Source organism: Leifsonia poae (genome assembly GCF_020009625.1).
Lineage (GTDB): Bacteria > Actinomycetota > Actinomycetes > Actinomycetales > Microbacteriaceae > Leifsonia > Leifsonia poae_A.
The window spans coordinates 3,609,312-3,634,207 of record NZ_JAIHLP010000002.1; the positions used below are offsets into that span (position 1 = coordinate 3,609,312).

Here is a 24,896-nt window from a genome sequence, read left to right on the forward strand (position 1 = left end):
AAATGGTGAGAGTTTCGGCCTCTGTGCGAGAGTCTCACGTTTGCTCACTCCTTCCACGCCCACGCGGTCTGGCCGGCGTCGCGGATTGCGTCGTTGAGGCGGTTATCGCGAAGGATTTCCCAGACGGTTTTCCCGTGGCGTTTCGCGGCGGGCGTCACGAGGTATTGCCACCACGTCCACGCGTCGCTGGTGCCCGCTGCGAGTTCGGCGATGACCTCGGCTAGCCCGGGCAGAAGCGAGTCATCGTCTCCGAACTGGAATGCCGGGTAGAGGTCAGTTCCGTCTGCCGTCACAACGCGCAGGATCTGGTCTGTTTGCACGAGCTGATCAAGTTCGCTCTGGGACAAGCGGAGCCGTGCGCAGAGGCTCGCGTCGGTGTGGACGGGGCCGAGGACGTGCCAGGTCGAGTCACGAACGGCGGGCGGGGCGTCGGCAGCGATGATGGAGATGATCCTGCTGGTGATGTACCAGAGCAGCCCGTCGTCGGCATCGTCGGCCTTAGGGTGGAGAGTCCATTGCCCACGCTCGCCGACCCGCACTCTGTTGAGCGTGCGCAGCGAGTGCCTGCTGTCAGACGGCGTTTCGACAATCCGCGGATACCCGTCGACGCGTTCGACGGTGGCCTCCGACAGGTCGATGCGATAAACGCTCGAAGTCGCGGTAGTGACAAGATATGCGCCACGGTCACGGAGTGTCAGCTCGCTGCGGTGTTCCTGCTCTCGGTCCCTCATTCAAAGGCCCCTGTCGTCCGTAATCCGCGCCTGCTCGAAGGGGACCGTCGCGTTGCCGTATTCATCGAGCTCGACGCATCCAGAGCACTGCCCGGGATAAGGAGGATTGGGCGGTAGAGGTCGCGCGCAATGACGGCAACAGGCTGCTGTCCTGAGTGTGAGCACGTTATCGCCCCGACAGCTCCACAGTGCTGGCGTCCAGATCGAACCGATAAGCGGACCCGCTGACGGTGGTGACCAAGTAAGACGCCGGCGTCCCGGTCGGTCAACTCAGCGGGGTCAGCACTGGATGAGTTCGTCATGACGCCTCTCCTCCTCGACGTGTGGCGTCGAACGTATGACGGGCACTTCGGGTGATTCAGCCGACTCCGCGACAAACGCTCATCTGCGCCTGTGGCGATCGCGTTCTCGGCAGGTAGCGTCCCTTCATCGCAAGGAGGTCCGAGATGGATGACGACGACATCGAGACGGTGTTCATCACCCCGATCATGCAGCTGCTGGTCTCTGACCAGACCGTGCAACTTCGCGGTAGGTTCCTGATCACAACCGAATCCGGCAGCCGATACGAGATCGACACCGAACGGGAGCGACTACGCCGAATACCTGGAACTCACGCCCCGGACGACCCGGAGGTGGGCTTCCCCTCTCGGTTGCGCCGCGACGGCGAGGAAGTGGCGCTGTTGCGAATCCTCAAGCTCGCGATCGGTGAACCGGCGGTCTTCGATGTGGAACCACTCGGTGATCCGCGCCGAGTCACGTTCACCAGGCGCACCACCACCTACGTGACCGACATCCGCCAGGTCGACGGAGGCCCCTCAGTGGGGAGACCCGCATGATCGAGAAGGCTGGCTGGCAGGAAGTACGTGCGTGCGCCATCGCCTCCCAGACCATCCCGGAAGGCATCGTCATCCGTGCCAAAGCGGAAGGACTCGGCCCTCAAAGCATCATCGACCTGAACTAGCGCGCATGGGAGATCTGAGACGGCTTGCCGCAGTTGCAGTCCGTCCTTCCCATTCGGCTAATTCGCCGCCACGCCTCCTGGGTTCGTCGACGTCCGTATGCTCGACCAAAACGAGGAACCGATCTGGTGGATCGACATCCTCCGAGCGCCCTACCGAATCGACGACGTCGACACCTTCACTGACCAACGCCTCGACGGTGCAGTCGCCTACCTGCGAGAACACGCTCGCGAGCTCTTCCAAGCAGCGCGTTCGGCTCAGCTGGAAGACAGCGACCGGTACCACATCGGTTCTTGGGTCCAGGCAACGCCGCTTTGGAAACACTTGACCGCCGAAGCCGAGCGACGACAGGACGCCGGCGGCCGATCACCGATCGTCGCCATGACACAGTCGACAGACGGATAGCCTCCGGTCGCGCTATTTACACTTCGAACCTTGTGTAAAGGAATGTAAGAGCGCACGCACCGAGCCGGATCACGCTCGCGGCTACCCCGATGTGCAGGCGGCGATGCGGACGTTCAGGAGCGGGTCGCTACCGTTTACGCCATTGTTGCAGACGCCGGTGGGACTCCGACCGCGAAGAGAAAGGTTCGTGTCGAATGCGGTGGACTCCCCTGTTTGGGAGACGTGTCTATTCCTCACTAGTCGCTTAGTGTTTGCAAATAGGCCGCTCGGATGCCGATGTTCTTGGAGGTCGCATGGCGCCTGTTCACCCGCTTCAATCGGCACTTGACAGGGCAACGGCGGCCACCTTCACCGTTGTCGATTTGATCGACATCGCTCGCGCGCGCAAGCCATCGTCCTCTGGGCGTGAGGGACGCACAGACGCCAAGCAGGTGTCCCTGTATCGGGCCCTCGTCGCGTCGAGCGTCGCTGCCCTCGAAGAGACATTTGAGGCCCTCACGGTAGCTGCTCTTGCTGGGCTAGGAACGCCGCGAGCGGCCATATCGACGCTGACAATAGCTATTGCAAAAAGTCTGCAATCGCCCAGTCCGAGAAACCTAGACAGCCTCCTCGGAGATTACGTCGGCTTTACCCCTAGTGATCATTGGTCCGCGCATCTTGCGCACTCGCCAGTCGCATATCGTCGTTCAGACCTCGCCGATAAGAGCCTCGATCATCGGCTGATCTTCACGGCCTACACAAACTTCCGCGACTTCGCTGGAAGTGAACTAAGCGACGTTCTAGCCCGGTTCGTCCGCATACGGAACTCTTTCGCGCATCAGGACACTTCGACGACGATCTTTACAAGGCCGGAGCAGGGGCATCTCCGCACGCTCCGACGTCGCAAGGCCCTTCCGGGGGCGGAATCCGTTTTCGTAGAAAGCGTGTCTACAACGTGCGCCGTGACGCTCGATGCGAATGCACCCTCTACTGCTGATCCCGTCGTGCGGTGGACACTGCACGAAACCCACGCTGTAAATGCGCTTCTTATGTACGTAGGCCTTGTCGCGTCGACTACCGACGCCTTGGCTGTGCATCTTGAGGCGACTGGCGGCCCCGTAATTGCCAAGCATGACCGGCTTGTGTTGCGTGTCCAGGACGGGCGATGGTGGGACTGGAATCATGGGCACTCCTTCGGCACCACCAACGTGGACTTCGAGCTCATTCCATACAGACCCAACTCGCGGTAGTTCTGGTCGAGATGGGCCGCGTCGTTGCTGGCGCGAAGATGCCATTTCCTCCGAGTCAGGGCAAGAGACGCTCGCAAGGCCACCGACGGAACTTGAGCCACGCAAGAGGAGGGGGCAGGAAGCCGCATCCCACGATAGACGAGCAGCTTCGATTGAAACTCTCGGCGTGTCCACAACGGATTTCGGCGCGTCGTGGTGAGGTATCTACAATGCGCGGTAGCTTGAAGCTGAGGAGGGCGTTTGATGGATGTCGAAGAGCTGCTTGCACGCGCCTGGGGGGCCGTTGAAAAGGCGGGCATTCCTGAACCGCTGCAGGAGTACGCATTCAAGGAGGCGCTGAGCCGGCTCGCTAGGGACGACTCGGGAGGGTCCTCGGGCTTGAATGAAAGCCCAGGCGGGAGCAAAGGGAAGCAGCTCTCGGGAGAACCGAGCCGCGAGATTTCCTCGACCGATGAGGAACTTTTTGCGAAGTTTTCCGCTGAATGCGGGATCGCCGTCACTGACTTGGAACGCGTGTACTACTTCAGCAGCGGCGAACCGCACTTGAACGGTCCGCGGAGCAAACTGGGTAAGACGTCATCGGAGCAGGCCAAGGCGGTTGCCCTTGCGTTGACAGCTGCATACGACTACGCGCTAGACAAGCAGGTGGCTGACGAAGTCGTTCGTGCGGAAGCCGTGCGCCTGAAATGCGACTTGGGTGGCACCTGGGCGCGAACAATGAATGGGCTGTCTGCGATTAGTTGGGTCGGAGCCAACCGACAGAAGCAGTTCAAGGCTAAAGCGGACACAGCCGATGCGCTGAAGAAGCTGGTTGCCGCAATCCTCGGTTTGCCTGCTGAATGAAACTCGTCGAGTATCTCGCACCGCTGAAAGGTAGCACTCAGCAGGCCCGCATTCTCGCAACTATGTACTTCCTTGAGCGGACGGCCGGCGAACGGCAATTCACGACGGGCCATCTTCGAAACTCTATGGCTGAGGCTCGTATCAACGTCAGGTCGTGGAACTTCACGGCACGCTTGAGTGCGGCAGGTCATGCGGTTCACGCGCAAGGTAAAGGCGTGGCACGCACGTGGGAGCTGACGGACTCGGGTAGAGAGGCAGTCGAGGCGTTCGCACCGCCCCTTCCGGTAGCGGCTGCAGCAGTAGCTAGGCGGAGCGAAGCGGCGGCTCTCCGCGTTCGGATTGCGGCCATCGTTGACGTAGAGGCGCGCGACTTTGCCTCCGAGGCAGTCGACTGCCTTGAAATCGGTGCACATAGGGCGGCGATAGTTTTCATGTGGGTCGCAGCAGCTCACGAAATCCAGGAACGTATTTGGAAGGCATCGACTCCGGCTGCTATTACCGCGGCGGCGCAAAGCCACAACCCCAGGGCAAAGACTTGCAAAAAGCGAGACGACCTAAGTGAGTACAACGAAGAGCTTCTTCTTCAGATAGCGCAAGATCAGGGTGTCATCGACAAGAACCAGAAAGCAGAGCTGACCAAAGCCCTCGGTCTTCGCAACAGCTCCGGTCATCCAAATAAGCTGCGTCCCGGCGAGCACCGTGCGAAAGCACATATTGAAGACATCATCTCAATGCTGTTTTGATCACGGAGAGGACCTTATTGGATACTTCGATGAGCCCGTTCAATGTTCCCCACGAGCTCGACTACTTGGCCCACGGGAGGCCCGCCTTAATGCCCGAGCGATTGCTCGAGGTCAGGCGCCGGCCCGAAGAGCCTAGGCCGCCTGCAACTCTTACAAAGGCTGCCTCCGACCGGCTGACGAAAGTCGCGCGCGCGGAACTCGCTATGGAGGCTCACTCGGTAGCTCAGCCGGTGTGGTTGGGCGGCCAACCCGTTCCACGGCTGCTTGTAAGCGCGAGGTATGTGGGCAGCGACGCGTTCGGCTCCTCTCGCCTGCTCGCTGATCTTGACCTCGCGGCTCGGCGGGCTGGGGCGCTTTACCGCAATCTCCTTCGGGACGGCCGTGTGGAACGCTGGCCTGATCCCGTAAGGACGCACCAAGGCGGTCTGCGCCTCCTGGACGCTCGCGTCGGTTCTTTGGACGTCGTCATGACGTTCTGGGGATCGCTCGTGATTCTCGCGAGCAGTTCGCCCGTCGCGGTCGCTGGGATGATGTCGCTGGCGTGGGACATAGGTCGCGGAACCGCTCGCATCGCGCACAGGTGGATCGGCGCGGCACTGGCGGCGAGCGACCCGGGTCGACCGTCGCTCGACCCGCCCGAAGACGGACAGCAGTGGGGCGTCCAACACACGAGGGCGCTTGCGCCTGTCCTGGAGGCAGCGGCAATGAATGGGAGCGGTGCCGAGCTATTCGTAAATGAGCGAGACCGCATTGTGAAGCTAACCGTTCTACCGCGCGGCTCAGCCGAGGACGACACGCTCTAACCGTCGAACGTGATGTCGCGCCCATACGGACTCCGCGAGACATGTCCGGAGCACCCGTAGCAAGGTGACGCAATCGTGCCCGTGCTGGACGTTCTTGCGAAGTGGCGTTCGTTCGCCGAGGCTAGACGCTTTGCAGGGAGAAGTATCAGAGGTACAGCAACCATCGCGGATGAGCGCGTGGCTTCAAGCACCGGTCCGTCGTGCGGGCTCGAAGACTGGGCCGCAAGTTCCCCGACCCCTCCCCAGTCGTGGTGTCCGGTGGAGGAAATACGCGGGTCGGCTGGAGGAAACGGAAACAGCTTCTCAGCGAAGGGAGCCCTGAGGGCAAGTATCGTAAACGGCCCACCAGAGGGCCGTTTACGTAACTGATTACGGAACCGGCCACAAAAGAATCGCCCCGGACGAAAGTCCGGGGCGATTCTTGTTTTGTGCGGCGAGAGCGCCAACACGATCAACGTGTCTGTCGAAAGTGCGCTCGCCGCTGGCACGACTTCTGGATCGTTGCCGATTTCGGGCACGCCGGCGCCTTCGACATGCTCCCAACTGCGACGCATGTCCCAGCTCATTCGTGACCGATCAACTGAGACCTTTGTCGTGAACTCAGACGGTGGTCCAGCCTTTTCGGCGGAGCCAGTCGGCACACAGTGCTTTCCATTGTTCGGCGCCCGCCTCGCCGATTTCTAGTCCCAGGCCGTGCGCGCCCTTGTCGAAGACATGCAATTCATCTTCCGCGGTATGCCAAACGAAGAACTCAGGCGAGTTCTGTGTCACAAGGCGATCGAGCGACGTCGCCGCCCGATCGATCGACGTTGCATCGAATCCGATCAGTTGTTCGCGCGAAATCTGATGGGTGTCGAGTTCCATGTAGACAACCGGGTAGCAAAGTATTGCAAGTTCGACACGTTCGTCTGTGTTGTCGCTTGGCGACAGCGCGGCTAAGCCGGCAGCATGGCCGCCGGCCGAGAAGCCCAGCAGGCCAATACGATCCACTCCGCTCGACCGGATTCGACGCACTTCTGCTCGAATTGCGTCCAAGGGCCCGGGGTGTCTGGTCTGCAGGGCGCCTGAGGGCGGCGGTGCTACGGTACTGCGATGGTTGACGCAGTTGCCGTGCGTCCCGCGACAAGCGCGGATGCACGTCCCATGTACACGATTGCGGTCGCGGCCTATTCGGTTTACGTTCCTCGCTTGCCCGAAGGCGTACGCCCGGCGCCGATGGACGCCAACTATCAGAGCGTTGTCCAGCGGGGACAATCGTGGGTCGCTGAAATCGAAGGGAAGATCGCCGGCTTTGTGGTGCTTGTCCAGAATGCCGACCACGTCCTTCTGGAGAACATCGCTGTCCATCCTGATTACCAGGGACGAGGGGTTGGCCGGCGGTTGTTCGCTTTCGTTGATGGTCGTGCCCACTCGAATGGGACAAGGATCATCAGGCTCTACACAAATGCAGTCATGGTAGAGAACCAGGAATTATACAAGCGGCTGGGCTACATCGAGACCGATAGAAGACAGGAGGGCCCGCTCGATCGCGTCTACTACGAAAAGCGCGTTTGATCATCCACGTATTTGGGTGGTGAACGGTGATCCTCGACATGGAGTTGGGCATGAGGGTCTCTATTCTGATAACTTCGTCTGCGTAAGGTGCAGCGGTCCGCGTGAGCGGGGTTCGCGTCGGGATTTCCGGCCAGCACGGCGACCCGAGTTCGGCGTCGTCTGATTCTCTGCAAGTTGGAGAGTGCTTTGCCATGTCCAAAAACGCCCTTAGTATTGCCGCGCGTTGGTGCATTTTCGCCGCGATCCTCGTCGCCGACGTTCTCGATCTGTTGAGCACGACGGTGACCAACATCGCTGCGCCGTCGATCGTTGCGGATCTTCATGCTCCGCAAGCATTGACCCCATGGCTCGGATCAAGCTACGCCCTCGCATTGGGATCGATCCTGGTAATCGGCGGTCGTCTGGGAGATAAGTACGGCTATCGCCGATTGTTCCTTATCGGCCTCGTCGGCTTCACCACCGCATCCGCACTCTGCGCCCTGGCCTGGGATCCGGTAAGCATCGTGACCGCCCGGATCATCCAGGGCGCGTTTGGGGCACTGTTGATCCCCCAAGGGTTCAGCATCCTGATCCGCGTTTTCCCTCGCGAGGAGCTTGGTCGCGTCTTCGGACTCTTCGGACCGATCATGGGTTTGAGCTCCATCAGCGGTCCGGTCCTTGCTGGGCTGCTCATCCAAACGGCGCCATTCGGTTTGGGTTGGCGTTCGGTGTTCCTCATCAATGTGGTCCTCGGGTTAGGATTGCTGGCTGTCAGCACACGATTCCTGCCCCGATATGAGAGCCGCCCAGGTGTTCGAATCGATGCCTTCGCGGCCGCTGCTCTCATGGCAGGAACGCTTGCTGCTTTGGCCGGAATCATCCAGGGTGGCAACAGCGGATGGAATGTCTTCGCACTCGCCTTGATCGCAGCGGGTGCTGTGCTGCTCGCTGTGTTCGTAGTACATCAACGACACAGCGAGAACCCGCTACTGGCTCCGGCACTGTTTCGCAACCGAAGCTTCGTAGCAGGCCTCTTCGTTGGTGCGGTGTTCTTCGCCGCTGTTGCCGGGCTCCTCTTCGTGACATCGCTTTACCTGCAGGAAGGTCGCCACCTGAGGCCGCTCGCTGCTGCCGGCATCATGGCCCCCATGTCCGTGGGGATCATCATTGCCTCGTTCTCTGCTCGCGGCGTGATCCAACGACTCGGTCGAGGCCTGGTCGCCCTTGGGCTTGCACTCGTCGAGCTCGGAACGATCAGCTATCTGCTTATCGTCACCGCATCACCCGCCGAGACGTGGGTGCTCGTGTTTCCGCTCTTCGTCTGTGGCCTGGGCATGGGGTGCTGCTTCGGATCGGTGTTCGCCGTAGCTCTGGGCAACGTTGATGAAGACCAAACCGGTAGCGCCAGCGGCACCCTCAATGCCGTGCAGCAAATCGCAAACTCCATCGGCGCAGCGATCGTGTCCACGATCTTTCTCGCCACGGTGCTGACCAGCAGAGTCCAACACGCAGCCACAACGAGCCTGACTTTCGTCCTGCTCACAGTCCTGCTGTGCGCCTGCTTCCTGCCACTATTGCCGAAGACAGCCGCCCCCGACAACTACTGAACAACACGAGCACCGCACGCTCGGAACCCTCCGCAGGCTTCCATCAACGTCTGCGGAGGGTGCGGTGCGGGACGACGGATTGGAGATCGATCGCCTGGCGAGAAGGCGGCCGGGTGTGGTCTCACGCATTGTGAATGGATCGCCCGGGGTGATCGGCGGCAACAACGGCGATTCCGGTGCTCTGGCTACGGTCGTCAAAGAATGCCCCGCATGGCCCCTGCCGCGCCTCGGAAGTAGCGTGGCCGGGACTATTTGATTGATCACCTGGAGAGCGTAGGCTCGCCAGTGTTGGGCCCGGACCCCGCTCGACGGCTCGTCCGTCGAACCCGAAACGGTGGGCGAGCCGTCTTGTCACCACCCACGGCAACAACCCGGCTCACAGCGGATGCCGCAATGCGGGCGTTCATTGCGATCTTCTGTCGGCCCGACGTAGACGACCACCGGTCTACCGGCCAGTACCGGCAAAGGTGATGACTCTGCCGGTGCGGATGTCTGTTTCTGACAGGTTGAAGTGGCCCAGGCTTGTCGCTTCGATTTGGCCCAATGTGCTGTATATCGGTGTGGCTGTGACGGTTTGATTTGGCCCACCCCTGAGCGTGTTCTCGTTCGTGTTGGACGAGGAGGGCCAGTTGGGGTCGAGAGTGGATCTATACGCCGAGATACGTCGGACGGCGCGCGTCGAGGAGCTATCGGTGAACGCGCTGGCCAAACGGTTCCGTGTTCACCGGCGGACTGTCCGGCAGGCGTTGGAGTCGCCGGCGCCACCACCGAGGAAGACGCCAGTCAGGACGTCGCCGAAGATCGGCCCGTTCAAGGCCGCGATCGACGGCATGCTCCGAGCGAATCTCACCGCGCCGCGTAAACAGCGCCAGACCGTGACCCGCATCCACGCTCGACTGCTGGACGACTTCGGCGCCGACCTCTCCTACGCCGCGGTCCGGGACTACTGCGCCAAACGCAAGCCGGAGATCGCAGCCGAGGCTGGACACCTCCCGGACGCGTTTGTCCCGCAGGGTCACGCGCCTGGCGCTGAGGCGGAGGTCGATTTCGGTGAGATTTGGGTGATCCTTGCCGGGGTGAAGACCAAGTGCCACATGTTCACCTTCCGGCTCTCGCGCTCGGGCACAGCAGTCCACCGGGTCTATTCGACTCAGTCGCAGGAAGCGTTTCTGGAGGGCCATATTGACGCGTTCGAGGAGATCGGCGGGATCCCGAAACTCCACATCAAATACGACAACTTCAACGGCCACATCATCGAAACCGGCACAGAGTCCTACCGACTCGCCCACTCGAGAGCTGCGGCGAACTAGAACCCAGTTATGGGGTGACGGTGTGCACGGGGCTTTCGGAGACAAGGCGAATGTCGAAGAGGCCGAGGATGAAGGGTGCCGCCACGATCAAACTGAGTACGGCCGCGAGAACCCACAAGACGATACTGCGCCATCGAGATCGTCGCAGTGGCGTCGCCAGTGACACCGCCACTATTCCGAGGGGGAGGAAGGGGACAAACGGGAAGGCGAGGAGCTCCAGGACGATGAAGAGCGCGAAATAGCGGTCGATTGTCGGGAAGAGTCGTTGATCGACGGCCACTTGCCGAGAACCAGAATGCGTTCCTGTCATCGTCGTACCTTTCGTCTCTAGCAACGGGTCCAGTCCCGGGCGGACTGGACCCCTCAACAGTATTAGCCGCCGACCTGCCAGGTCGAGGACGCTCCCGACGCCGAGGTCGAGTAGTGCAGACCGATGTTCAACGTGATCGGGCTTCCTTGGAAGGCGACACTCGCGTCGAATCGGTAGAACGCGTCAGCCGAGGACCCCGCACCTGGCTTGGTGCAGCTGATCGGATGGACCGACCAGCCCACAGCGATGCCGCCCTCGGAATGGCATGTGTGCGAACCGGCGTAACCCCGGCTCAGACCCTCCTGCGCGGCGTAGGTCTTTGCATCCGTGACGCTGGCCACCTGCACAGCAGACTCTGTTGTGGTGACTGTTCCCGAGCACAACGAGTTCGCTGCGTCAGGACTGACACGCTTCGACGCCGCGACAGCCTTCACCTGAGCGACGCAGCTCTGAGACGTGACGGCCTGCGATGTGGTTGTGGACTCACCCGGTGACGCGTACGCGGCACCAGCACCCGCCGAGATTGCTACGGCGAGCACAGTGCTCCCCACCACGCCAAGCAACGTTGAACGATACTTCATGTCGTTTCCTTTCATCATCGAAAGGGCGTTGGCACACAGTTCCCCCACCCGAACCGGAGCGAACGATCCCCCGACTTCACTCTCGCAGAGTGCTTAATAAATAATCTGTCTACGCCGGCCCAGTTGGGCCAGATCAGACCGACGCCCTTGGGCCATTTCGACTTGACAGAATCAAATATCTTCCGTCGGTGCAGCATCCGCGTCGAAGGGTCTTGTGGTTGTGGGGCTCGCTACGTGGACTCGACGCGTGCCATGCGCTTCCACGCCAGCAGCACGGTGCCCCCGGCGATCAGTGCCGCGACGATGAAGAAGACGGTGACGGGCCAGGTCTCCCCACCTGTGGAGAGCACGAGCCAGGCGGCGAAGGCGGGGGTCGGGCCGGCGATGAGCGCAGCTGTGGGCTCACGCACAAGGACGACGGCAGACAACCGGTGCTGCGGGTCGAACAGCGCTGTGAGGATCGCGCCCTGTGTGGCGTACATGGACGCGAGGCCGATCGAGATGCCGATCACCATCGCGAGGATGATGAGCAGCTCGTTTCCGGTGGCGAACATGGGGAAGACGATGGCGCCGAAGACGATGAAAATGCCGGAACCCATGAGCCAGATTCGGCGACGGCCGAGGCGGTCACCGAGGTGGCCGATCAGAGGCACCATGCCAATGGCGAGAGTCGAGGAGACCATGTTGGCGAGCAGGCCGAAGCCAGCCGGATAGCCGAGCGACGAAGTCAGATAGGAGAGCAGGAAAACCTGGGTCAGCGAGGAGAACGCCAGGTAGGGACCGTTGATACCGATACCGATGAGGATTTCGCGCCACTGGTGTTTGAGCGCCTCAGCGAGCGGGAAGCGCACGATCTTGCCCTCGGACTTGATCTCGCGGAACTCCTCGGTCTCCTGAATGCCGGTGCGAATCCAAAGGGCGATCCCCAGGGTGACCACGCTCGCGAGGAACGGTATGCGCCAACCCCAGCTCAGGAGGTCCTCCTCCGGAAGCATTGCAATCAGGGCGAATACACCGGTGGCGATGACGATGCCACCGAAGACGCCCATGCCAGGGAGCGCGACACGCAGACCGAAGCGCTTACGGTCACCCGACTCCGCCATCATGACCAGAGAGCCGACGTATTCGGCACCGGCGCCCATGCCTTGCAGAATGCGGCAGAGCGCCAACAGCAGGGGTGCCCAGAGCCCGATCTGCGCGTACGAGGGGAGAAGCCCGATCGCCAGTGTGGAGATGCCCATCAGCATGAGGGTCATCACAAGCATCGGTTTGCGCCCGATGCGGTCACCGAAATGGCTGAACAGGATTCCACCGATCGGACGCCCGAAGTAGCCGATCGCGAAAGTGAGCAATGAGCTGACCACCTGGGTGGCGGGGTCGGCGTCGGGGAAGAAGAGCTTGCCGAAGACCAGCACTGCGGCCAAGCCGAAGAGAGTGAAGTCGTAGTACTCGACGACGCTTCCGACGATCCCCGCCCAGGCGGTGCGGCGGATGTTCCGCTGTCGCCCGCTGTCGCTATTGGTGGTTGATACTGCTGTGCTCGTCACGTGCCATAACTCCAATGTTTCGGCGCGGATACTCGTGCCCGGTGCCGGGCTCCGAGGAGGGCATAAGCCCCCGGCGCATTGATAGGGGCCGGGGGCTTATGCTGCGAAATCAGTTCCTGCGCCAGCCACGAGGGCCCTACACCCAAGCTGAACGCACCGATTGCGACGGCAGGAGAGAACGTGCCACAGTCCCGATCCGTGGCGGCGTATCCCGCTACATCAATAAGACACCACGGCATCGAGTGCCGCAGAAGAACAAGGGCAAAATAGGTGCGATACGCTCCGGACTACGTCTTAGCCGAGTGCCCTCTACGTACGCGCGCGACTGCACCCGGCGGCAGACGACGAAGGCGCGATCGCGACGGCCTTCTCAGCTGCGGTCAGTTGGCGGGTGAAAAGAGCCCGATGTCGCCCCGGTCGAGAACCCCGGTCTTGCGGCGGATATTGCGGATATGGGTCTCAACGGTCCTGATGCTGATGGCGTACTTCCTGGCGATATCCAGATTGCTCTCGCCACCCGCAATGTCAGTGACGATCTCCTGCTCGCGGCGCGTGAATCCCCAATTCGATTCGACGTGATCCGTAGCCGCGCGGGAGGTCGAGGGGTCGCCGGAGATGATCGATTGGATCTCGGCGCGCAGCTCGGTCGAGCGTTGCTGGTCACCGCTATCACGGAAGAGTTTCGCCGCATGAGTGAGGTGACGCAGTGCTTCGTCGGTTGCCTGCTGATCGTGGAGTTCGTGCGCGGCACGAACGAGCGCGTCGGGGTCCTTATGGCGGATCGCCGAACGGGCGTCAAGGTACGCGATGTAGAGCGCACCTCCGATTTGGCCTGCTCGTTTACGGAACGCCTGAGACTCCACCTCATCGAGACCGGAATTCACGGCGAGCATGGTGGTGGTGTCGGCCGCCAATTCATAGCCGGCGTCACGGAGGCGCACAGCCAGCCGGCGATACCGTTTGGACGCGCCACGAGCATCCCCATCCGCTTGCATCGCTGAAGCTTCCACCGCTTCCAGGCTCCCGAACGGCAACGCCTCGCTCCTGCCCGTGAACAGTTCTGCTCTCTCGATGAATCCCTGAGCTGCCATCGGGCGCGCTGCCCGGGTCGCAATTATGGCGAGAGCATGCATGAGTGCTCTATCGGGAGAGAACAACATCGGTGCTGAGCGCACATTCGTGATGAGTGCAACGTCCCCCCACGCGGACGCCTCGTCATAGCGCCCGAGTACCCCCGAAGAGATTGTCGCCACGTAGGTGTGGCAGGCTAGCGCGGTTCGGTCACCGGATGCGATGGCAGTATTCACCTGCTCGGCAGACCACTCGAGCGCCTCAATGAAACGGCCGCTCCCAAACAATGCGAGACCACGCACCACGTCGACTAATCGGGCGACGAAGGGATCTGCGATCTCATCAATGAACTCGAAGGCTTCATGGGCTCTGCTGGACAGAGCGAGGGCGGCCGCGAGGACTGCTCGGGAGAGGGAGCCGTCAACGCCCTCGGTCTCGCAGAGCTCGCGAAGTCGCCGCTCGATATGCGGTTGGATTCCGGAGGTCTCCATCTGTGTGGCGAGAAGAACTGCGCTCAAAGCAACCGCGTGCGGGTAGTCAGGGGTCGTCGAGGTGAGTGCTTCAACGACCTCTTCTTCGTCGCGCTCGTGAAGTACGAGCAGCCGAGAGTGGAGATAGCGAAATTCCAGTTCTACGGTGGCCGGCACACCACGGAGATCGACGTTCGCCACAACGCTGGAGAGCCGTTCATCCGAGCACTCGCCAGTGAGTTCCAAATGAAGGACGCGCATCGCATCGGTGACGGAGTGCGACCTCTCCCAATTTCGCCAAGCGGTCGCCAGGCCGAGCTTGTGGGATTCAGAGAGCATGCGACCCACGAGAGGAAGCTGGACGGCATCGATGGGAATGGTGTCGCCCGGGTCGGAAAGCACACTCGCCAGTTGAGTCTGACCGTCGACGCCAATCACCTTCTTGACCTGCTCCATCATGCGCAGTCGGTGAGTGGACAATGGCAGGCGGCTGAAATAGTCGGCGATCCCAGGCGGGCTCACCGCGACCATGTGATGGTCGCGGATTGCAAAGAGCTTCACGAGTGAGTGGCCCTCAAGAATTTCAAGGCGCTGCTGTCCAATAAGCTTGGCGGCAGTTGCAACTGGGACCGCACCGACAATTGTGAGCGTCTCGACTGCCTCTCGCGTTTCGGCATCGTAGGTATAGAGGAGCGCTTCAAATGCGCCGATCAAATCCTCCGACCACAGGTGCTCCGAGGCCTGCCAGACGTCCCCTTGTTGTTTCAGTAGCCCTGAGCTGACAGCGCCGTCGGCGATAGCGAGCGCAAAACCGGGGATCCCCGAAGACTTGGTATGAATTCGCGCGCTTGCGGAGGGTGAGATTGCTGAGCCCAGCCGTGCTTCCAAGAGGTCATGGAGAGTTTCAAGTTTGAGCTCGCCGAGCGTGATCTTCACAACGGGGTGAGCAAACTTGATGAGGCGGTGATCCGCGGGGCTGACAGTGATGCTGCGCAGGCTGACTGCGACGATGGGAATTCCCGTGCGCTTGTGCACGGTTTCCAGAGCCACCCAAGATTGTTCATCCAGAAGATTTCCATCGTCCACGAGCACAACAGACGGGCCCTCCTCCAGCTGCGTGGCGAGCCGATGGATCAGGCCGCTCGGCGATGCGGACTCAGAACGTGCTGCCGGAGAGGTGGCAGGAATCGCCGACCGGATAGCTTCGAGCGGCAGGCTCCCACTGATGCCCCGAACGGTGACGATGGGTACCCCCACTGTGGTGAGAGTCCGGTGCACCTGCCTCAGCAACTCCGTTCGGCCAGACCACCGCGTTCCTACGATCTCAACGCTTGTGCCGGCGCTCACCAGCTTCACGATGCGTTGGAGTTCTGAGGTACGAGCGAACACGGTCGTCACCTTTCCGCCCAGAGCAAAGTAATTGGACTCAGTTTGCGGCGTGGCACGGCTCTCGCGCAATGGGAAATGCACCGTGCTCACCTGATTCCTATCACCTGTGGCCAACCGCGAGACAACCGAGCGGAGCCTCGTTCTCGGGCAGCTGCGTGCCCGCGCTCCGGCTCGGCCGGCGGCGCCCGTTTCCCGGCGGCGTGCGCCCTCTGACGGGGATCCTTGCGGCCGCGTTTCCAATAGCCTAGGGCAGTCTATTGCAGTGTTTGAGTAGCAAAATTCCTGGTCAGAAGGTATAAATCACTGCTTCACGCGTAGGTTGTCCATGCTCACGCGTAGGCCAATGTTTGGCGCACGCAGATGCTGGCGCTGAGGCACGGAGATTGGGTGCATACAACTGTGGCGGCCCTGCGGCGAGATTACCTTTTTCAAAGCGGCCCTCCAGAAGAACGCGAAAGACGTACGTGTTGAGGCTTGCTATCGCTTTCGAAACAGGCCGCTTAGAGGGGTCTCACAGTGGCACCTGCACTCTGACGACACATTCGTCGTCGAAGTGCGTCACGTCTGCATTCACGGCCAGAGGGGCGTCAGCTCTGCGTTCAAGGCCAACAACACACAAACAGAAGGAAAACGAACACATATGAACAAGCTCACCAAAGGAATCGTCGTCGCCAGCCTGGGAGCGGTGCTGGTGATCGGAACCAGTGGCACACTGGCACTCTGGAACGTCTCAAGCGCGAGCGAAGCGGGGCGAGTCGTCATGGGTGACATGAACCTGAAGGTCAAGGCCGACGGCCAGGCCTGGGAGGTTCGAGGTGTCGACGGAAAGTGGAGTGCGTTGGCTGACCCGACCAAGTTCCGTATGGTTCCGGGCGACGCAGTGCGTCTCACCCAACCCCTGGAGGTCACCCTTGTCGGTGACAAGATGGCCGCAATCCTGACGATTGACACGTCCTCTGCCATCACGACGCCTAATGGTGGAGTGCTCCCCGGTGATGACTTCACCGTTGCCACTGCGTTCGAGGCGCCTCCGGCAGGCGAAAAGCTTCCGACTCCGGTTGCGGGGACCAACGATTGGAAGTTCTCCAGTGCTCTGGCCACTGGTAAGGCTACCTATATTCAGAAGGTAACCTTCACGTTCGCTGAAGGGGCCACGGGTCGGTCCGGTGCGCTTTCAACCGTCGACCTCACTGCGACCAACTTCGTGCTGAACCAGGTTCGCAACTAACCCTCACAGGGGCTAGCCCAAAACGGCGTAGTGCTACTGGGCTGGGCGGCGGCATTCGCGCTCTGCGAATCCTGGCCTCCTGGCCCAGTATCAGCCATGCCACCCCCGTCAGATCTGAAAGGAGCGTGAAATGACGAGTAGACACGGACACTCGCCCAGCCGACGCCTGGTCTCCATAGTGCTGTTTGCGGCGCTCGGCCTCGTGATAGTCGCCTGCGTCGCGTTTTCTACCGTGGCCGGCTCGCTTGCTCGCTGGAACGCCTCAGAGACAGGGACGGGCAAACTTCAGCTGGGAGTGCTGTCTTTCCAGATCAAAGAAACTGTGAACGGAAAGGTGCTCGTCTCCGAAATGAATGACGAACCAGCACCCGAGCTGAAGATCACAGGCTTTGATGCCCGCTCATCGAAGATGCTTCCCGGTGACATCGTCGCCACATCCGTGACCGTGCAGAACACGGGAACCGTTCCTCTGAGCGTTCGCGTCACGGACGCAGTCTTCTCAGCGCCATTCAAGGTGGCCTTCGCGCCCGAAGGGGGCGATGGCTGCTCCGCTGAAACTTTCAGCCTCAAGGACTTTCGGAGCCACAACGGCCCGATAGCCCTGGATTCTTCGATTCCGCCATTGGCAAGCGCTCTGCCTTCTGGCAAGGAACAGCCCGTCTGCGTCGCCATAATGCTGAGCGAGTCATCGGCTAACACTGACCAAGGTAAAAGCGAACGCTTGCAGCTCACCCTGCGGGCCGATCAGATTCGCCCGAGCTAGTGAGCACGTTGTTTGTGACCGTCTCTGAGCCGGTCGAAGTCGACGAAAGTTCGGGCGTTCAGAAGCCGCGCACGTCCCGACACTCAAATCGGAAGCGGGCATCACGGCGTGTTCCTGGAGTTATCGGGACGGTGCTCTTCACCGCACTGATCAGCATCCTCGGCGCGCTCGTGCTGGCAACGGTACTGGTGCCACGCGTCATAGGAGCACAGACCTACACGGTGCTTACCGGTTCAATGCAGCCAACTTTGCGTCCTGGAACCACGCTTGTGGTTCAGCCACGTGCGTTCGACGAGATTCGTGTGGGTGACGTTGTGACCTTCCAGGAACGTTCAGGGGAACCGACCGTGATAACTCACAGGGTGGTCGGAACAGCCATATCTGCAGAGGGCGAATCAACACTCATTACCCGCGGCGACAACAACTCGATGAATGACCCAGAGCCGGTCAGAGCAGTCCAAGTCAAGGGTGTGCTCGTATACGCCATTCCATTTGTCGGGCTCGTTTCCCTATCCGCACCGAACCTCATGGGAACGGCCGCCGCGGCGGGGGCAATTTTCATACTCGTCGGATTCGGTTACATCGTCGCATTCTTCAGAACTCGTAGGCGAGACGCCCAACGCAGCCAGTCCTCCAAACCGAAGGTAGATCAATGAGCAAGGAACGCAGTCGACAGGGTCGTTTCTCGATGCCAATCGTCGCTCTCCTCGGGATAGGGATGGCGCTGCTGAGTGCGCCCACCGCGGTCTACGCGGACGAATCTCCGCTCATGCTCAGCAGTGATGGCCGAAGCTGGGCACCCACGCTCAGCTCCGCAATTTTTGATGAAGGCCACCGCTTTATTCCTGGCGACGTTGAGCCCGCAAGCTTTTGGGTAAAGAACACCGCAAAATCCACCATGTGGCTCACCGTCCAAGTAGTCAAGGACCCTGACACCGCCCGGCACCTCGACGTAGATTTCGGCTTGGGCACTGTCGAGCTCAACTCAGGCTGCACGACCATTGTCGAGAATCAGCCTCTTCAGCGCGGTGTACCCGTTCGATTCGCTGGCAGTATCTCGGCGAACTCCAATACGAGCATCGATACAAGAAATCGTGGAAGTGGCCTCCGCATCAAAACGCTTCTCGCAGATTCACCGACTGCGCTCGCTGCTGGTGACTGTATTGCTACCGGCGAGGCCGTATCAAACGCACACGCCTCACAGCTCGGTGAGCTCAGTGCCACTGGACTCAACGCTTCAACGCTCGCCATTGCCGGAGCTGCCGCGCTTGTCCTCGGTGCCCTACTCGCCGGAATGCGGCGGCTTGGCTTCATGAAGAAACGTCGAAAGGGATCTGATGTCCAGTCCGCATAACCTGAGAAGGTCCCGCCGCGCCATCGTTGCAGGCATCGTTCTCGCGCTCGGTTTGAGCGTTGTGTCGGATGGCGCTGCCCAGGGGCTTTGGAGCCTCACTACCGGCTCAATTGGAGCCGAAGCAAGCGCGGGAACACTGGCATCGTTACCGGCTCCTGTGGGTGCACAGTCTCCTGGGGCGGTCCCTGAGTTCAATATCGGTCAAGCCCCTTCCAGTACAAAACTGTCGCCGCAGTATTTCCTTGAACGCTCAACGACCGAAGACTTCGCTGCACCGGCACTGGTCGGAAGCTCCGATTCTCAAATTGTTTCCGACGAGGCGCTTGATGCCGTGCCAACGAGCGCCGGCTTCACGGATGTTGCCATGTCCTATTTCGGGGGCTGTGCGATCGCTTCGGGCAAGGTGCTCTGTTGGGGATCAAACAACTTTGGTGGTCTGGGCGTGGGAGCAGGAAGCAGCTCCCGAGGTGACCCACGTGAAGTCACATATACGCATCAGAACAGCGCTTCTGACTTGGCCGCGGACACCGTCATCACCCGGATTGAAGAGGGCGGGAGGGGCAGAATGTGCGCCACGAGTACGCGCGAAGTATATTGCTGGGGAGGTGCCCAATCTAATGAGGTGGCATACCCAAAACTGGTGCCTCTGCCGGCGGGAGAGGTCACGGCTCTGTCTGCAGGACAGACCCACTCCTGTGCAGTCCTCGACCGGAAGGCGGCCTATTGCTGGGGCACTAACGCGTACGGTGAACTCGGTCGCGGAAACACCAGTGCGGATTCCTATCTAGCACCAGCACCAGTATTGCAAGAGGGTACATCTGCGCTCCCTTCAAACGCAGTGATTGAAGATATCGCAGCCGGACTGAACTCAACCTGCCTGATCGCAGATGCCAAGGGCTACTGCTGGGGCGATAACCGGCGGGGTGCCGTTGGGGACGACTCGGTCGTTCAGAAGACTGCTCCCGTTCGCATCGCGATTGACTCCGCCGTTCCGGGCGGCGTTCCACTGATCTCCATCACGGGCAGCTCCTCAGAGTCCGCCACTCAGCGATACTGTGCCGCGTCTGAGACCGACGTCTATTGCTGGGGTTCCACAACTAACGGAGGTCTAGGGTTTTCAGCTGGGCAAGCGGAACAAACCACACCCATTCGTATACCCGGGCTTCCCACTGGTACGGCGCAGTCGATCGATTCCGAGTGGGAGTCGCACTGCGCGATCATCAACGGCACCAGTACCTGTTGGGGCAATGGCCGCGGTGGAAAGTTCGGGATTTCGGAGCTACAACCAGGCTATGTCGCCCAAAATACAGTCCTGCCCGCGGGGAAAACTGTTATCAAGTCATCAGGTGGTGAGGGACAACGTTGTTGGCTGTTCACCGACGGCACCCTAGAGTGCGCAGGAAATGGGGCACTAGGTGCTCTTGGTCGAGGAGATGACAGGGTTTCCACTCCAAATCTCCAACCGACACTACCTGGAACGCCTCTCCTCTGCGAGGGTCAAATGCTCAGCGATGGCCGATGCACCCTCGCCCCCGGAAAAACATACTTCTACCGCGCCTACTTCACCCTCGGCGACTGGCGAAGCGCAATGAGCCCGGTGACGTCGTTGGTAGGCGCTACCCCCTAGCTGTAGCTCCTCCGGCACAAAATCCTTCGCCCCGAACCAGAGTCCCGGAGATACAAACTCGCATGCTCAGGCGAAAGCAGTGAGGCGCCGACGGCGAACGCGCCCTGAGTTGCTGCATTCCTCGCAAAATACAGATGTCGTTCCTTACATCGTTGAAAGGTTCCTGATGGATAAAACACGTAAATCGAAAACAGGCCGCCGTCCGATAGTCACCGGCATCGCTCTCGCGCTTGGGCTCAGCGTTGTATCGGCTGGTGCTGCCGAAGGGCTCTGGAGCCTTACTACCGGCTCCATTGAAGCTGAAGTATCTGCCTCAACCCTTGCAGCGCTGCCGTACCCTGAGCCCATTAAGTACACCTGGGTGGCTCCTGAGTTTGATCTCGGGCAAGCCCCATCCAGCAGAACCCTGTCGCCGCAGTATTTTCTTGAACGGTCAACAACTGAAGACTTCGCTGAGTCGACACTCGTAGGAAGTTCCGATTCTCAATTCATTACCGACGAACCGTCTGATCCCGTTTCAACGAGTGTCGCGTTCACGGATGTCGCCATGTTCAGCTTTGGGGGTTGTGCGATCGCCGCAGGGAAGGTGTTCTGTTGGGGGACCAACCGCAACGGCAGTTTAGGAACTGGAGAGAGTTTGAGTCTGAGCCGAGGTGAGCCGCGTGAGGTGGCCTACACTCACCAGAAGAGCGAATCAGACCTCTCCGTTGGCACTGTCATCACTCGGCTAGAGGGAGGCACCTTAGGGTCGATGTGCGCCGCGAGCACAGCCGAGGTGTATTGCTGGGGCGGCGCTAACGCGGCAAGCGCTCAGCCGACTCTCAAGCGTGTGCCCCTGCCGCAGGGAGAGATCACTGCATTGTCCGCTGGGCAAACGCACTCGTGCGCGGTCCTCGATCAGAAAACGGCATACTGCTGGGGCACCAACTCGCACGGCGAACTCGGTCGCGGGAGCCAGCATGGGTGGAACCAGTATCTGCCCCCTGCTCCGATGAAGCAGAGTAATAGCGCAGAAGCCCTCCGTCCGAACGCAAGGATCGAACAAATTGCAGCCGGGCAAAACACGACATGTCTGATCGCAAATGGCAAAGGTTACTGTACGGGAGACGCACAACGCGGTGCTCTCGGAAACGCTTCGATTGTCCGCCACTTTGTGCCCAAAGAGATTGCGTTTTTCATGAGTGGTCATCCTAGCGCTACCGTGCTCAAATCAATCGTCGCGACCGCATATTCTGCCGACTCACAACGTTATTGCGCCGCGTCAGAGACAGATGTCTTTTGCTGGGGTTCCACCATTAACGGAGGCATGGGGTTTCCGGATGTCAACGGCATACAGCGGTCTCCTGTTCGAATTCTTGGACTTCCCGCTGGCACGGTGCAATCTCTCGACTCGGAGTGGGATTCGAACTGCGCGATCATCAACAACACCAGCACCTGTTGGGGCAATAACAGTGAGGGAAAGTTCGGGACCGCCGAGCGCAAAGCGAACTTTTCAGCCACGGCGACCGTCTTGCCCGCGGGAAAAACCCTCGTCAAGTCAGCCAGTGCTCAAGGAACACGTTGCTGGTTGTTCACCGATGGCACTCTTGAGTGCGCAGGAAATGCGTCCATGGGTGCTCTCGCGCGAGGACCGCTTGAATGGGGTCGGGCCACTCCAAACCTCCAACCGACTCTTCCCGCAACGCTTCTAGCAGCGTGCGAGGGTACAACGGCCAGCGACGGCCGATGCGGCCTTGTCCCTGGAGAAGTGTATTTTTACCGCTCCTACTTCACTCTGGGCGAATGGCAGAGTCCGATGAGCGGGGTGAGACCGTTTGGTTAGCGGCTCCCCATGACTCCATCGTGAATAGACGGCGATGGTGAAGGAAGCGATGAAGAACGTCAGCCAAGTGGGTCGACCGTCATTTGGTTGAGTCAAGCGTTTACGCCGCCAGCAACACGGTATCCGTCAGATTTGTCTCAATATCGATCCGTGGCAGCTCCGCTAGGCCGTGCTGGCGTCGCATGCGGTGATGTGGTCCCTCGATCCGGGTAACGGTCGCTGGTCATATTTGCCAGCTGCTCGAATGAGGTTCTTCCTGCTCACGCCGGCACCTCGCCTTCGGCCCTCGCACTCAGGTGAGGCTGCGGCCGATCGGCGACGTCGCAGCGCAGTTGCCGGTCGTGGGTGGACAACACAACGGCAGCTCGAGTTGCCCCACGTGCGTACGCGAGTTCACCGACGAGAGCGAGGGAGACGTGATTGGTGGGGACCGCCTCGCTCAGGCCGCCCGGCGTCCGGGGGTGTCGTCCGCCGCCGACGGCTCCGGCACGACGTCCTGGGCGACTAGTCGCTGGTGGAGGCGGGACCACCAGAAGCCGAAGCCGACAGCGACGGCGAAGAGGGGGAGCGCGGCGAGCGTCGGGATCAGGGCGTGCCCGACCAGGGCGACGACGCCGATCGCGACGATGAGGGCGAAGGCGGCGAGCGACACCCCACCGATGAGGTGGGTACGTCGGGCGAGCGCTCGGTGCTCGAGACTGGTCACGATCACGACAGGGACCCACGCCGTGCTGGTGGCCCGCCAGCGCAGACCGGTGACGTCGAGCATCACCGAGCCGGGCAACACGTCTTCGGCGTTCGGCAACGCGACCGGTGCGCAGGACACTCCCGGGCGCATCCCGCCGGAAAGGAAAAGGGGTTCCCTGTCCTGGTCGGTCATGACGCTGTCCTCTCGAGCGGGCCCCACAGGAGGATCTCGATCGTCGAGCCTGGAGCGGGCTGTGTGCGGCCTCCCTCCAGTATGCGGCAGCCGGTGGCGTCTACACCACCAGCCAGGGGAGGAGCGGTGAACCCCGCCCCTCCCCGGAAGTCACATCGAGACCGACTCGTCGGAGGCGGAGGCGGAGGCGGAGGCGGAGGCAGAGGCAGAGGTAGAGGCACGAGCAGGGTCAGGGGCGGATGCGGACGGTCTCCTCATCGCGACCGCGGTGATCACCGCCCCGAGGAGAGCGAGGAGACCAGCGCCGAGGAAGGCGGCGGAGTATCCGCGGGTGAGATCGGCCGCAACTGCGGAGGCGCCGCTGATACCTGCGACGATCGCCGTGAGGGCGGCGAGACCGAGGGCGGAGCCGATCTGGTAGCTGGTGCTGACCAGCCCGGAGGCGACGCCGGTCTCAGCAGGTGGCGCTGCGTTGATCGCCGTGCCCAGGGAAGGGACGAACGCAAGTGACATCCCGAGGGCGGCCAGGAGGGAGGCAGGGAGGACATCGGTGGCGTACGTGCCGTCGGGACGGACGAACGAAAGCCACACGAGGCCGGCAGACAGAAGGGCGAGTCCGGCGACGATCAGCGATTTCGCGCCGAATCGCGCGAGGAGCCGAGGCGCCACCGCGACCATCACGAGAACGACGAGACCGGTCATCGGTAGGAGCGCGGCGCCGGCGGCGAAAGCGGATGCGCCGAGAATCTGCTGCAGGTAGAGGTTCAGGAAGAACCACATGGACACCCACGACCCGCCGAGAAGCAGCTGGGCGGCGTTCGCTGCTCCCAGCAGCGGGGCGCGAAGGAGACCCAGGCGCAACAAAGGAGTGCGGCTTCGAGCCTGGATGAGGGAGAAGACCACCAACAGCACGACCCCTCCCGCCAGCGCGATGAGGGTGACGGGCGAGGACCGGCCGGACGCGGGGGCGTTGACGACCGCGTAAACGATTGCGGCGAGCCCCGCCGTCACCGTGACGGCGCCGCCGAGATCGATCGAGCCCGACGCTTTGCGGAGGGTGCGGGGCAGCGCGGTCGCGGTGAATGCGAGGACGAAGACAGCGATCGGGACGGTGACGTAGAACACCCAGGGCCAGGTGGCGTATTCGGTCAACACTCCGCCGAGGAAGACGCCGGCCGTGCCGCCGATCGGTGCCGCCGCGCCATAGACGGCGAAAGCCTTAGGAAGTTCGGCGGTGCCACCGAAAAGCGTCATCAACAGGGTGAGCGCCGCCGGGGCGATCAGCGCGGACCCCGCGCCCTGCACGGCGCGGCCGACGATTTCGAGCCCGATACTGCCGGCGGCGCCGGCGAGCACCGAGCCCGCGATCAGGACCAGCCAACCCGCCACGAAGACCTTCCGGGCGCCGAAGACATCGGCAAGGCGGCCGCCCAACAGGAGCAGGCCGCCGAAGGCGACAACGTAAGCGTTGAAAACCCACGACAGGGACTCCGGTGTGAAGCCGAGGTCCCGTTGGATGTCCGGTAAGGCGACGCCGATGATCGAGGTGTCCATGATGACGACGAACTGCGCGGTGGCGATCAGCGCCAAGCCGAGCCATCGCTTCGCCGGCGATGGGGATGGGTGGAGAGACATGAGCGATTTCCTCCTGAGAGACGGCCGGGAAGCCCCGGTGAGACGAGAGCTTATAC

The 24,896-nt window shown here is 61.3% G+C and carries 20 protein-coding genes and 1 pseudogene; 14 read left to right on the forward strand and 7 right to left on the reverse strand.

Translation table 11 applies throughout. The features are described 5' to 3' along the window. Positions 1-44: 44 nt before the first annotated feature. Positions 45-731 carry a hypothetical protein gene (locus tag K5L49_RS17875; RefSeq protein WP_223694891.1) on the reverse strand — a complete coding sequence of 229 codons (687 nt, stop codon included), beginning with the start codon at positions 729-731 and terminating at the stop codon, positions 45-47. Between the two features lie 446 nt (positions 732-1,177). Between K5L49_RS17875 and K5L49_RS17880 the strand changes: the two genes are divergently transcribed. The 5 genes from K5L49_RS17880 (at position 1,178) to K5L49_RS17895 (ending at position 5,713) form a co-directional block, all read left to right on the forward strand. Continuing rightward, positions 1,178-1,567: a hypothetical protein gene (locus K5L49_RS17880; protein ID WP_223694892.1), complete on the forward strand. Its 390-nt coding sequence runs from the start codon at positions 1,178-1,180 to the stop codon at positions 1,565-1,567. Beyond that, positions 1,564-1,692 carry a hypothetical protein gene (locus tag K5L49_RS20275; RefSeq protein ID WP_263298903.1) on the forward strand — a complete coding sequence of 43 codons (129 nt, stop codon included), beginning with the start codon at positions 1,564-1,566 and terminating at the stop codon, positions 1,690-1,692. Before K5L49_RS17880 ends, K5L49_RS20275 begins: the two co-directional genes overlap by 4 nt. A 1,875-nt stretch (positions 1,693-3,567) precedes the next feature. Then, positions 3,568-4,167, forward strand: a complete 600-nt coding sequence (locus tag K5L49_RS17885; RefSeq protein WP_223694893.1) for a hypothetical protein — start codon at positions 3,568-3,570, stop codon at positions 4,165-4,167. After that, positions 4,164-4,910 carry a hypothetical protein gene (locus K5L49_RS17890; RefSeq protein ID WP_223694894.1) on the forward strand — a complete coding sequence of 249 codons (747 nt, stop codon included), beginning with the start codon at positions 4,164-4,166 and terminating at the stop codon, positions 4,908-4,910. Before K5L49_RS17885 ends, K5L49_RS17890 begins: the two co-directional genes overlap by 4 nt. 29 nt (positions 4,911-4,939) lie before the next feature. Continuing rightward, a complete protein-coding gene (locus K5L49_RS17895; protein ID WP_223694895.1) occupies positions 4,940-5,713 on the forward strand; it encodes a hypothetical protein in 774 nt (257 codons plus the stop codon). 600 nt (positions 5,714-6,313) lie between these two features. On the opposite strand, the gene K5L49_RS17900 is transcribed toward K5L49_RS17895, so the two are convergent. Beyond that, a complete protein-coding gene (locus K5L49_RS17900; RefSeq protein ID WP_223694896.1) occupies positions 6,314-6,703 on the reverse strand; it encodes a hypothetical protein in 390 nt (129 codons plus the stop codon). A 102-nt stretch (positions 6,704-6,805) separates the two neighbouring features. On the opposite strand from K5L49_RS17900, the gene K5L49_RS17905 reads away from it, so the two are divergent. From K5L49_RS17905 to K5L49_RS17915, 3 genes and pseudogenes are all read left to right on the forward strand, one after another. Then, the gene (locus K5L49_RS17905; RefSeq protein ID WP_223694897.1) at positions 6,806-7,267 is read left to right on the forward strand and encodes a GNAT family N-acetyltransferase; all 462 of its coding nucleotides are present in this window, start codon (positions 6,806-6,808) and stop codon (positions 7,265-7,267) included. 191 nt (positions 7,268-7,458) lie between these two features. Beyond that, entirely contained in the window at positions 7,459-8,853 is a 1,395-nt protein-coding gene (locus K5L49_RS17910; RefSeq protein ID WP_223694898.1) for an MFS transporter, read from the forward strand. A 629-nt stretch (positions 8,854-9,482) separates the two neighbouring features. Further along, positions 9,483-10,106: pseudogene (locus tag K5L49_RS17915) on the forward strand (IS21 family transposase); the annotation flags it as partial. A gap of 429 nt (positions 10,107-10,535) precedes the next feature. Here K5L49_RS17915 and K5L49_RS17920 read toward each other — a convergent pair. From K5L49_RS17920 to K5L49_RS20575, 3 genes are all read right to left on the reverse strand, one after another. Next, a complete protein-coding gene (locus K5L49_RS17920) occupies positions 10,536-11,054 on the reverse strand; it encodes a hypothetical protein (protein WP_223694899.1) in 519 nt (172 codons plus the stop codon). Positions 11,055-11,284: 230 nt separating this feature from the next. Beyond that, positions 11,285-12,601: an MFS transporter gene (locus K5L49_RS17925; protein WP_223694900.1), complete on the reverse strand. Its 1,317-nt coding sequence runs from the start codon at positions 12,599-12,601 to the stop codon at positions 11,285-11,287. Positions 12,602-12,981: 380 nt separating this feature from the next. Then, complete coding sequence (locus K5L49_RS20575) at positions 12,982-15,621, reverse strand: helix-turn-helix transcriptional regulator (protein WP_223694901.1); 2,640 nt, start codon at positions 15,619-15,621, stop codon at positions 12,982-12,984. A 550-nt stretch (positions 15,622-16,171) separates the two neighbouring features. Here K5L49_RS20575 and K5L49_RS17935 point away from each other — a divergent pair. From K5L49_RS17935 to K5L49_RS17960, 6 genes are all read left to right on the forward strand, one after another. Then, the gene (locus tag K5L49_RS17935; protein WP_223694902.1) at positions 16,172-16,759 is read left to right on the forward strand and encodes an alternate-type signal peptide domain-containing protein; all 588 of its coding nucleotides are present in this window, start codon (positions 16,172-16,174) and stop codon (positions 16,757-16,759) included. Between the two features lie 130 nt (positions 16,760-16,889). Next, a complete protein-coding gene (locus K5L49_RS17940; protein WP_223694903.1) occupies positions 16,890-17,522 on the forward strand; it encodes a hypothetical protein in 633 nt (210 codons plus the stop codon). 14 nt (positions 17,523-17,536) lie between these two features. Further along, positions 17,537-18,178 (forward strand): signal peptidase I, encoded by a 642-nt coding sequence (locus tag K5L49_RS17945; RefSeq protein WP_223694904.1) that lies wholly within the window; start codon positions 17,537-17,539, stop codon positions 18,176-18,178. Continuing rightward, a complete protein-coding gene (locus K5L49_RS17950; RefSeq protein WP_223694905.1) occupies positions 18,175-18,876 on the forward strand; it encodes a hypothetical protein in 702 nt (233 codons plus the stop codon). Before K5L49_RS17945 ends, K5L49_RS17950 begins: the two co-directional genes overlap by 4 nt. 565 nt (positions 18,877-19,441) lie before the next feature. Continuing rightward, positions 19,442-20,503: an RCC1 domain-containing protein gene (locus K5L49_RS20740; RefSeq protein ID WP_223695331.1), complete on the forward strand. Its 1,062-nt coding sequence runs from the start codon at positions 19,442-19,444 to the stop codon at positions 20,501-20,503. A 109-nt stretch (positions 20,504-20,612) separates the two neighbouring features. Then, entirely contained in the window at positions 20,613-22,325 is a 1,713-nt protein-coding gene (locus tag K5L49_RS17960; RefSeq protein ID WP_223694906.1) for an RCC1 domain-containing protein, read from the forward strand. 439 nt (positions 22,326-22,764) lie between these two features. On the opposite strand, the gene K5L49_RS17965 is transcribed toward K5L49_RS17960, so the two are convergent. Further along, positions 22,765-23,205: a hypothetical protein gene (locus K5L49_RS17965; protein WP_223694907.1), complete on the reverse strand. Its 441-nt coding sequence runs from the start codon at positions 23,203-23,205 to the stop codon at positions 22,765-22,767. Between the two features lie 150 nt (positions 23,206-23,355). Next, the gene (locus K5L49_RS17970) at positions 23,356-24,840 is read right to left on the reverse strand and encodes an MFS transporter (protein ID WP_223694908.1); all 1,485 of its coding nucleotides are present in this window, start codon (positions 24,838-24,840) and stop codon (positions 23,356-23,358) included. Positions 24,841-24,896: the final 56 nt, after the last annotated feature.

What these genes read in the sequence shown, in the direction of transcription:
- K5L49_RS17965 (WP_223694907.1), bottom strand. Translation starts at nt 23,205, where the DNA reads ATGACCGACCAGGACAGGGAACCCCTTTTCCTTTCCGGCGGGATGCGC.
- K5L49_RS17885 (WP_223694893.1), top strand. Translation starts at nt 3,568, where the DNA reads ATGGATGTCGAAGAGCTGCTTGCACGCGCCTGGGGGGCCGTTGAAAAG.
- K5L49_RS20275 (WP_263298903.1), top strand. Translation starts at nt 1,564, where the DNA reads ATGATCGAGAAGGCTGGCTGGCAGGAAGTACGTGCGTGCGCCATCGCC.
- K5L49_RS17905 (WP_223694897.1), top strand. Translation starts at nt 6,806, where the DNA reads ATGGTTGACGCAGTTGCCGTGCGTCCCGCGACAAGCGCGGATGCACGT.
- K5L49_RS17890 (WP_223694894.1), top strand. Translation starts at nt 4,164, where the DNA reads ATGAAACTCGTCGAGTATCTCGCACCGCTGAAAGGTAGCACTCAGCAG.
- K5L49_RS17950 (WP_223694905.1), top strand. Translation starts at nt 18,175, where the DNA reads ATGAGCAAGGAACGCAGTCGACAGGGTCGTTTCTCGATGCCAATCGTC.
- K5L49_RS20740 (WP_223695331.1), top strand. Translation starts at nt 19,442, where the DNA reads ATGTGCGCCACGAGTACGCGCGAAGTATATTGCTGGGGAGGTGCCCAA.
- K5L49_RS17875 (WP_223694891.1), bottom strand. Translation starts at nt 731, where the DNA reads ATGAGGGACCGAGAGCAGGAACACCGCAGCGAGCTGACACTCCGTGAC.
- K5L49_RS17880 (WP_223694892.1), top strand. Translation starts at nt 1,178, where the DNA reads ATGGATGACGACGACATCGAGACGGTGTTCATCACCCCGATCATGCAG.
- K5L49_RS17910 (WP_223694898.1), top strand. Translation starts at nt 7,459, where the DNA reads ATGTCCAAAAACGCCCTTAGTATTGCCGCGCGTTGGTGCATTTTCGCC.
- K5L49_RS17940 (WP_223694903.1), top strand. Translation starts at nt 16,890, where the DNA reads ATGACGAGTAGACACGGACACTCGCCCAGCCGACGCCTGGTCTCCATA.
- K5L49_RS17970 (WP_223694908.1), bottom strand. Translation starts at nt 24,840, where the DNA reads ATGTCTCTCCACCCATCCCCATCGCCGGCGAAGCGATGGCTCGGCTTG.
- K5L49_RS17935 (WP_223694902.1), top strand. Translation starts at nt 16,172, where the DNA reads ATGAACAAGCTCACCAAAGGAATCGTCGTCGCCAGCCTGGGAGCGGTG.
- K5L49_RS17895 (WP_223694895.1), top strand. Translation starts at nt 4,940, where the DNA reads ATGAGCCCGTTCAATGTTCCCCACGAGCTCGACTACTTGGCCCACGGG.
- K5L49_RS17920 (WP_223694899.1), bottom strand. Translation starts at nt 11,054, where the DNA reads ATGAAGTATCGTTCAACGTTGCTTGGCGTGGTGGGGAGCACTGTGCTC.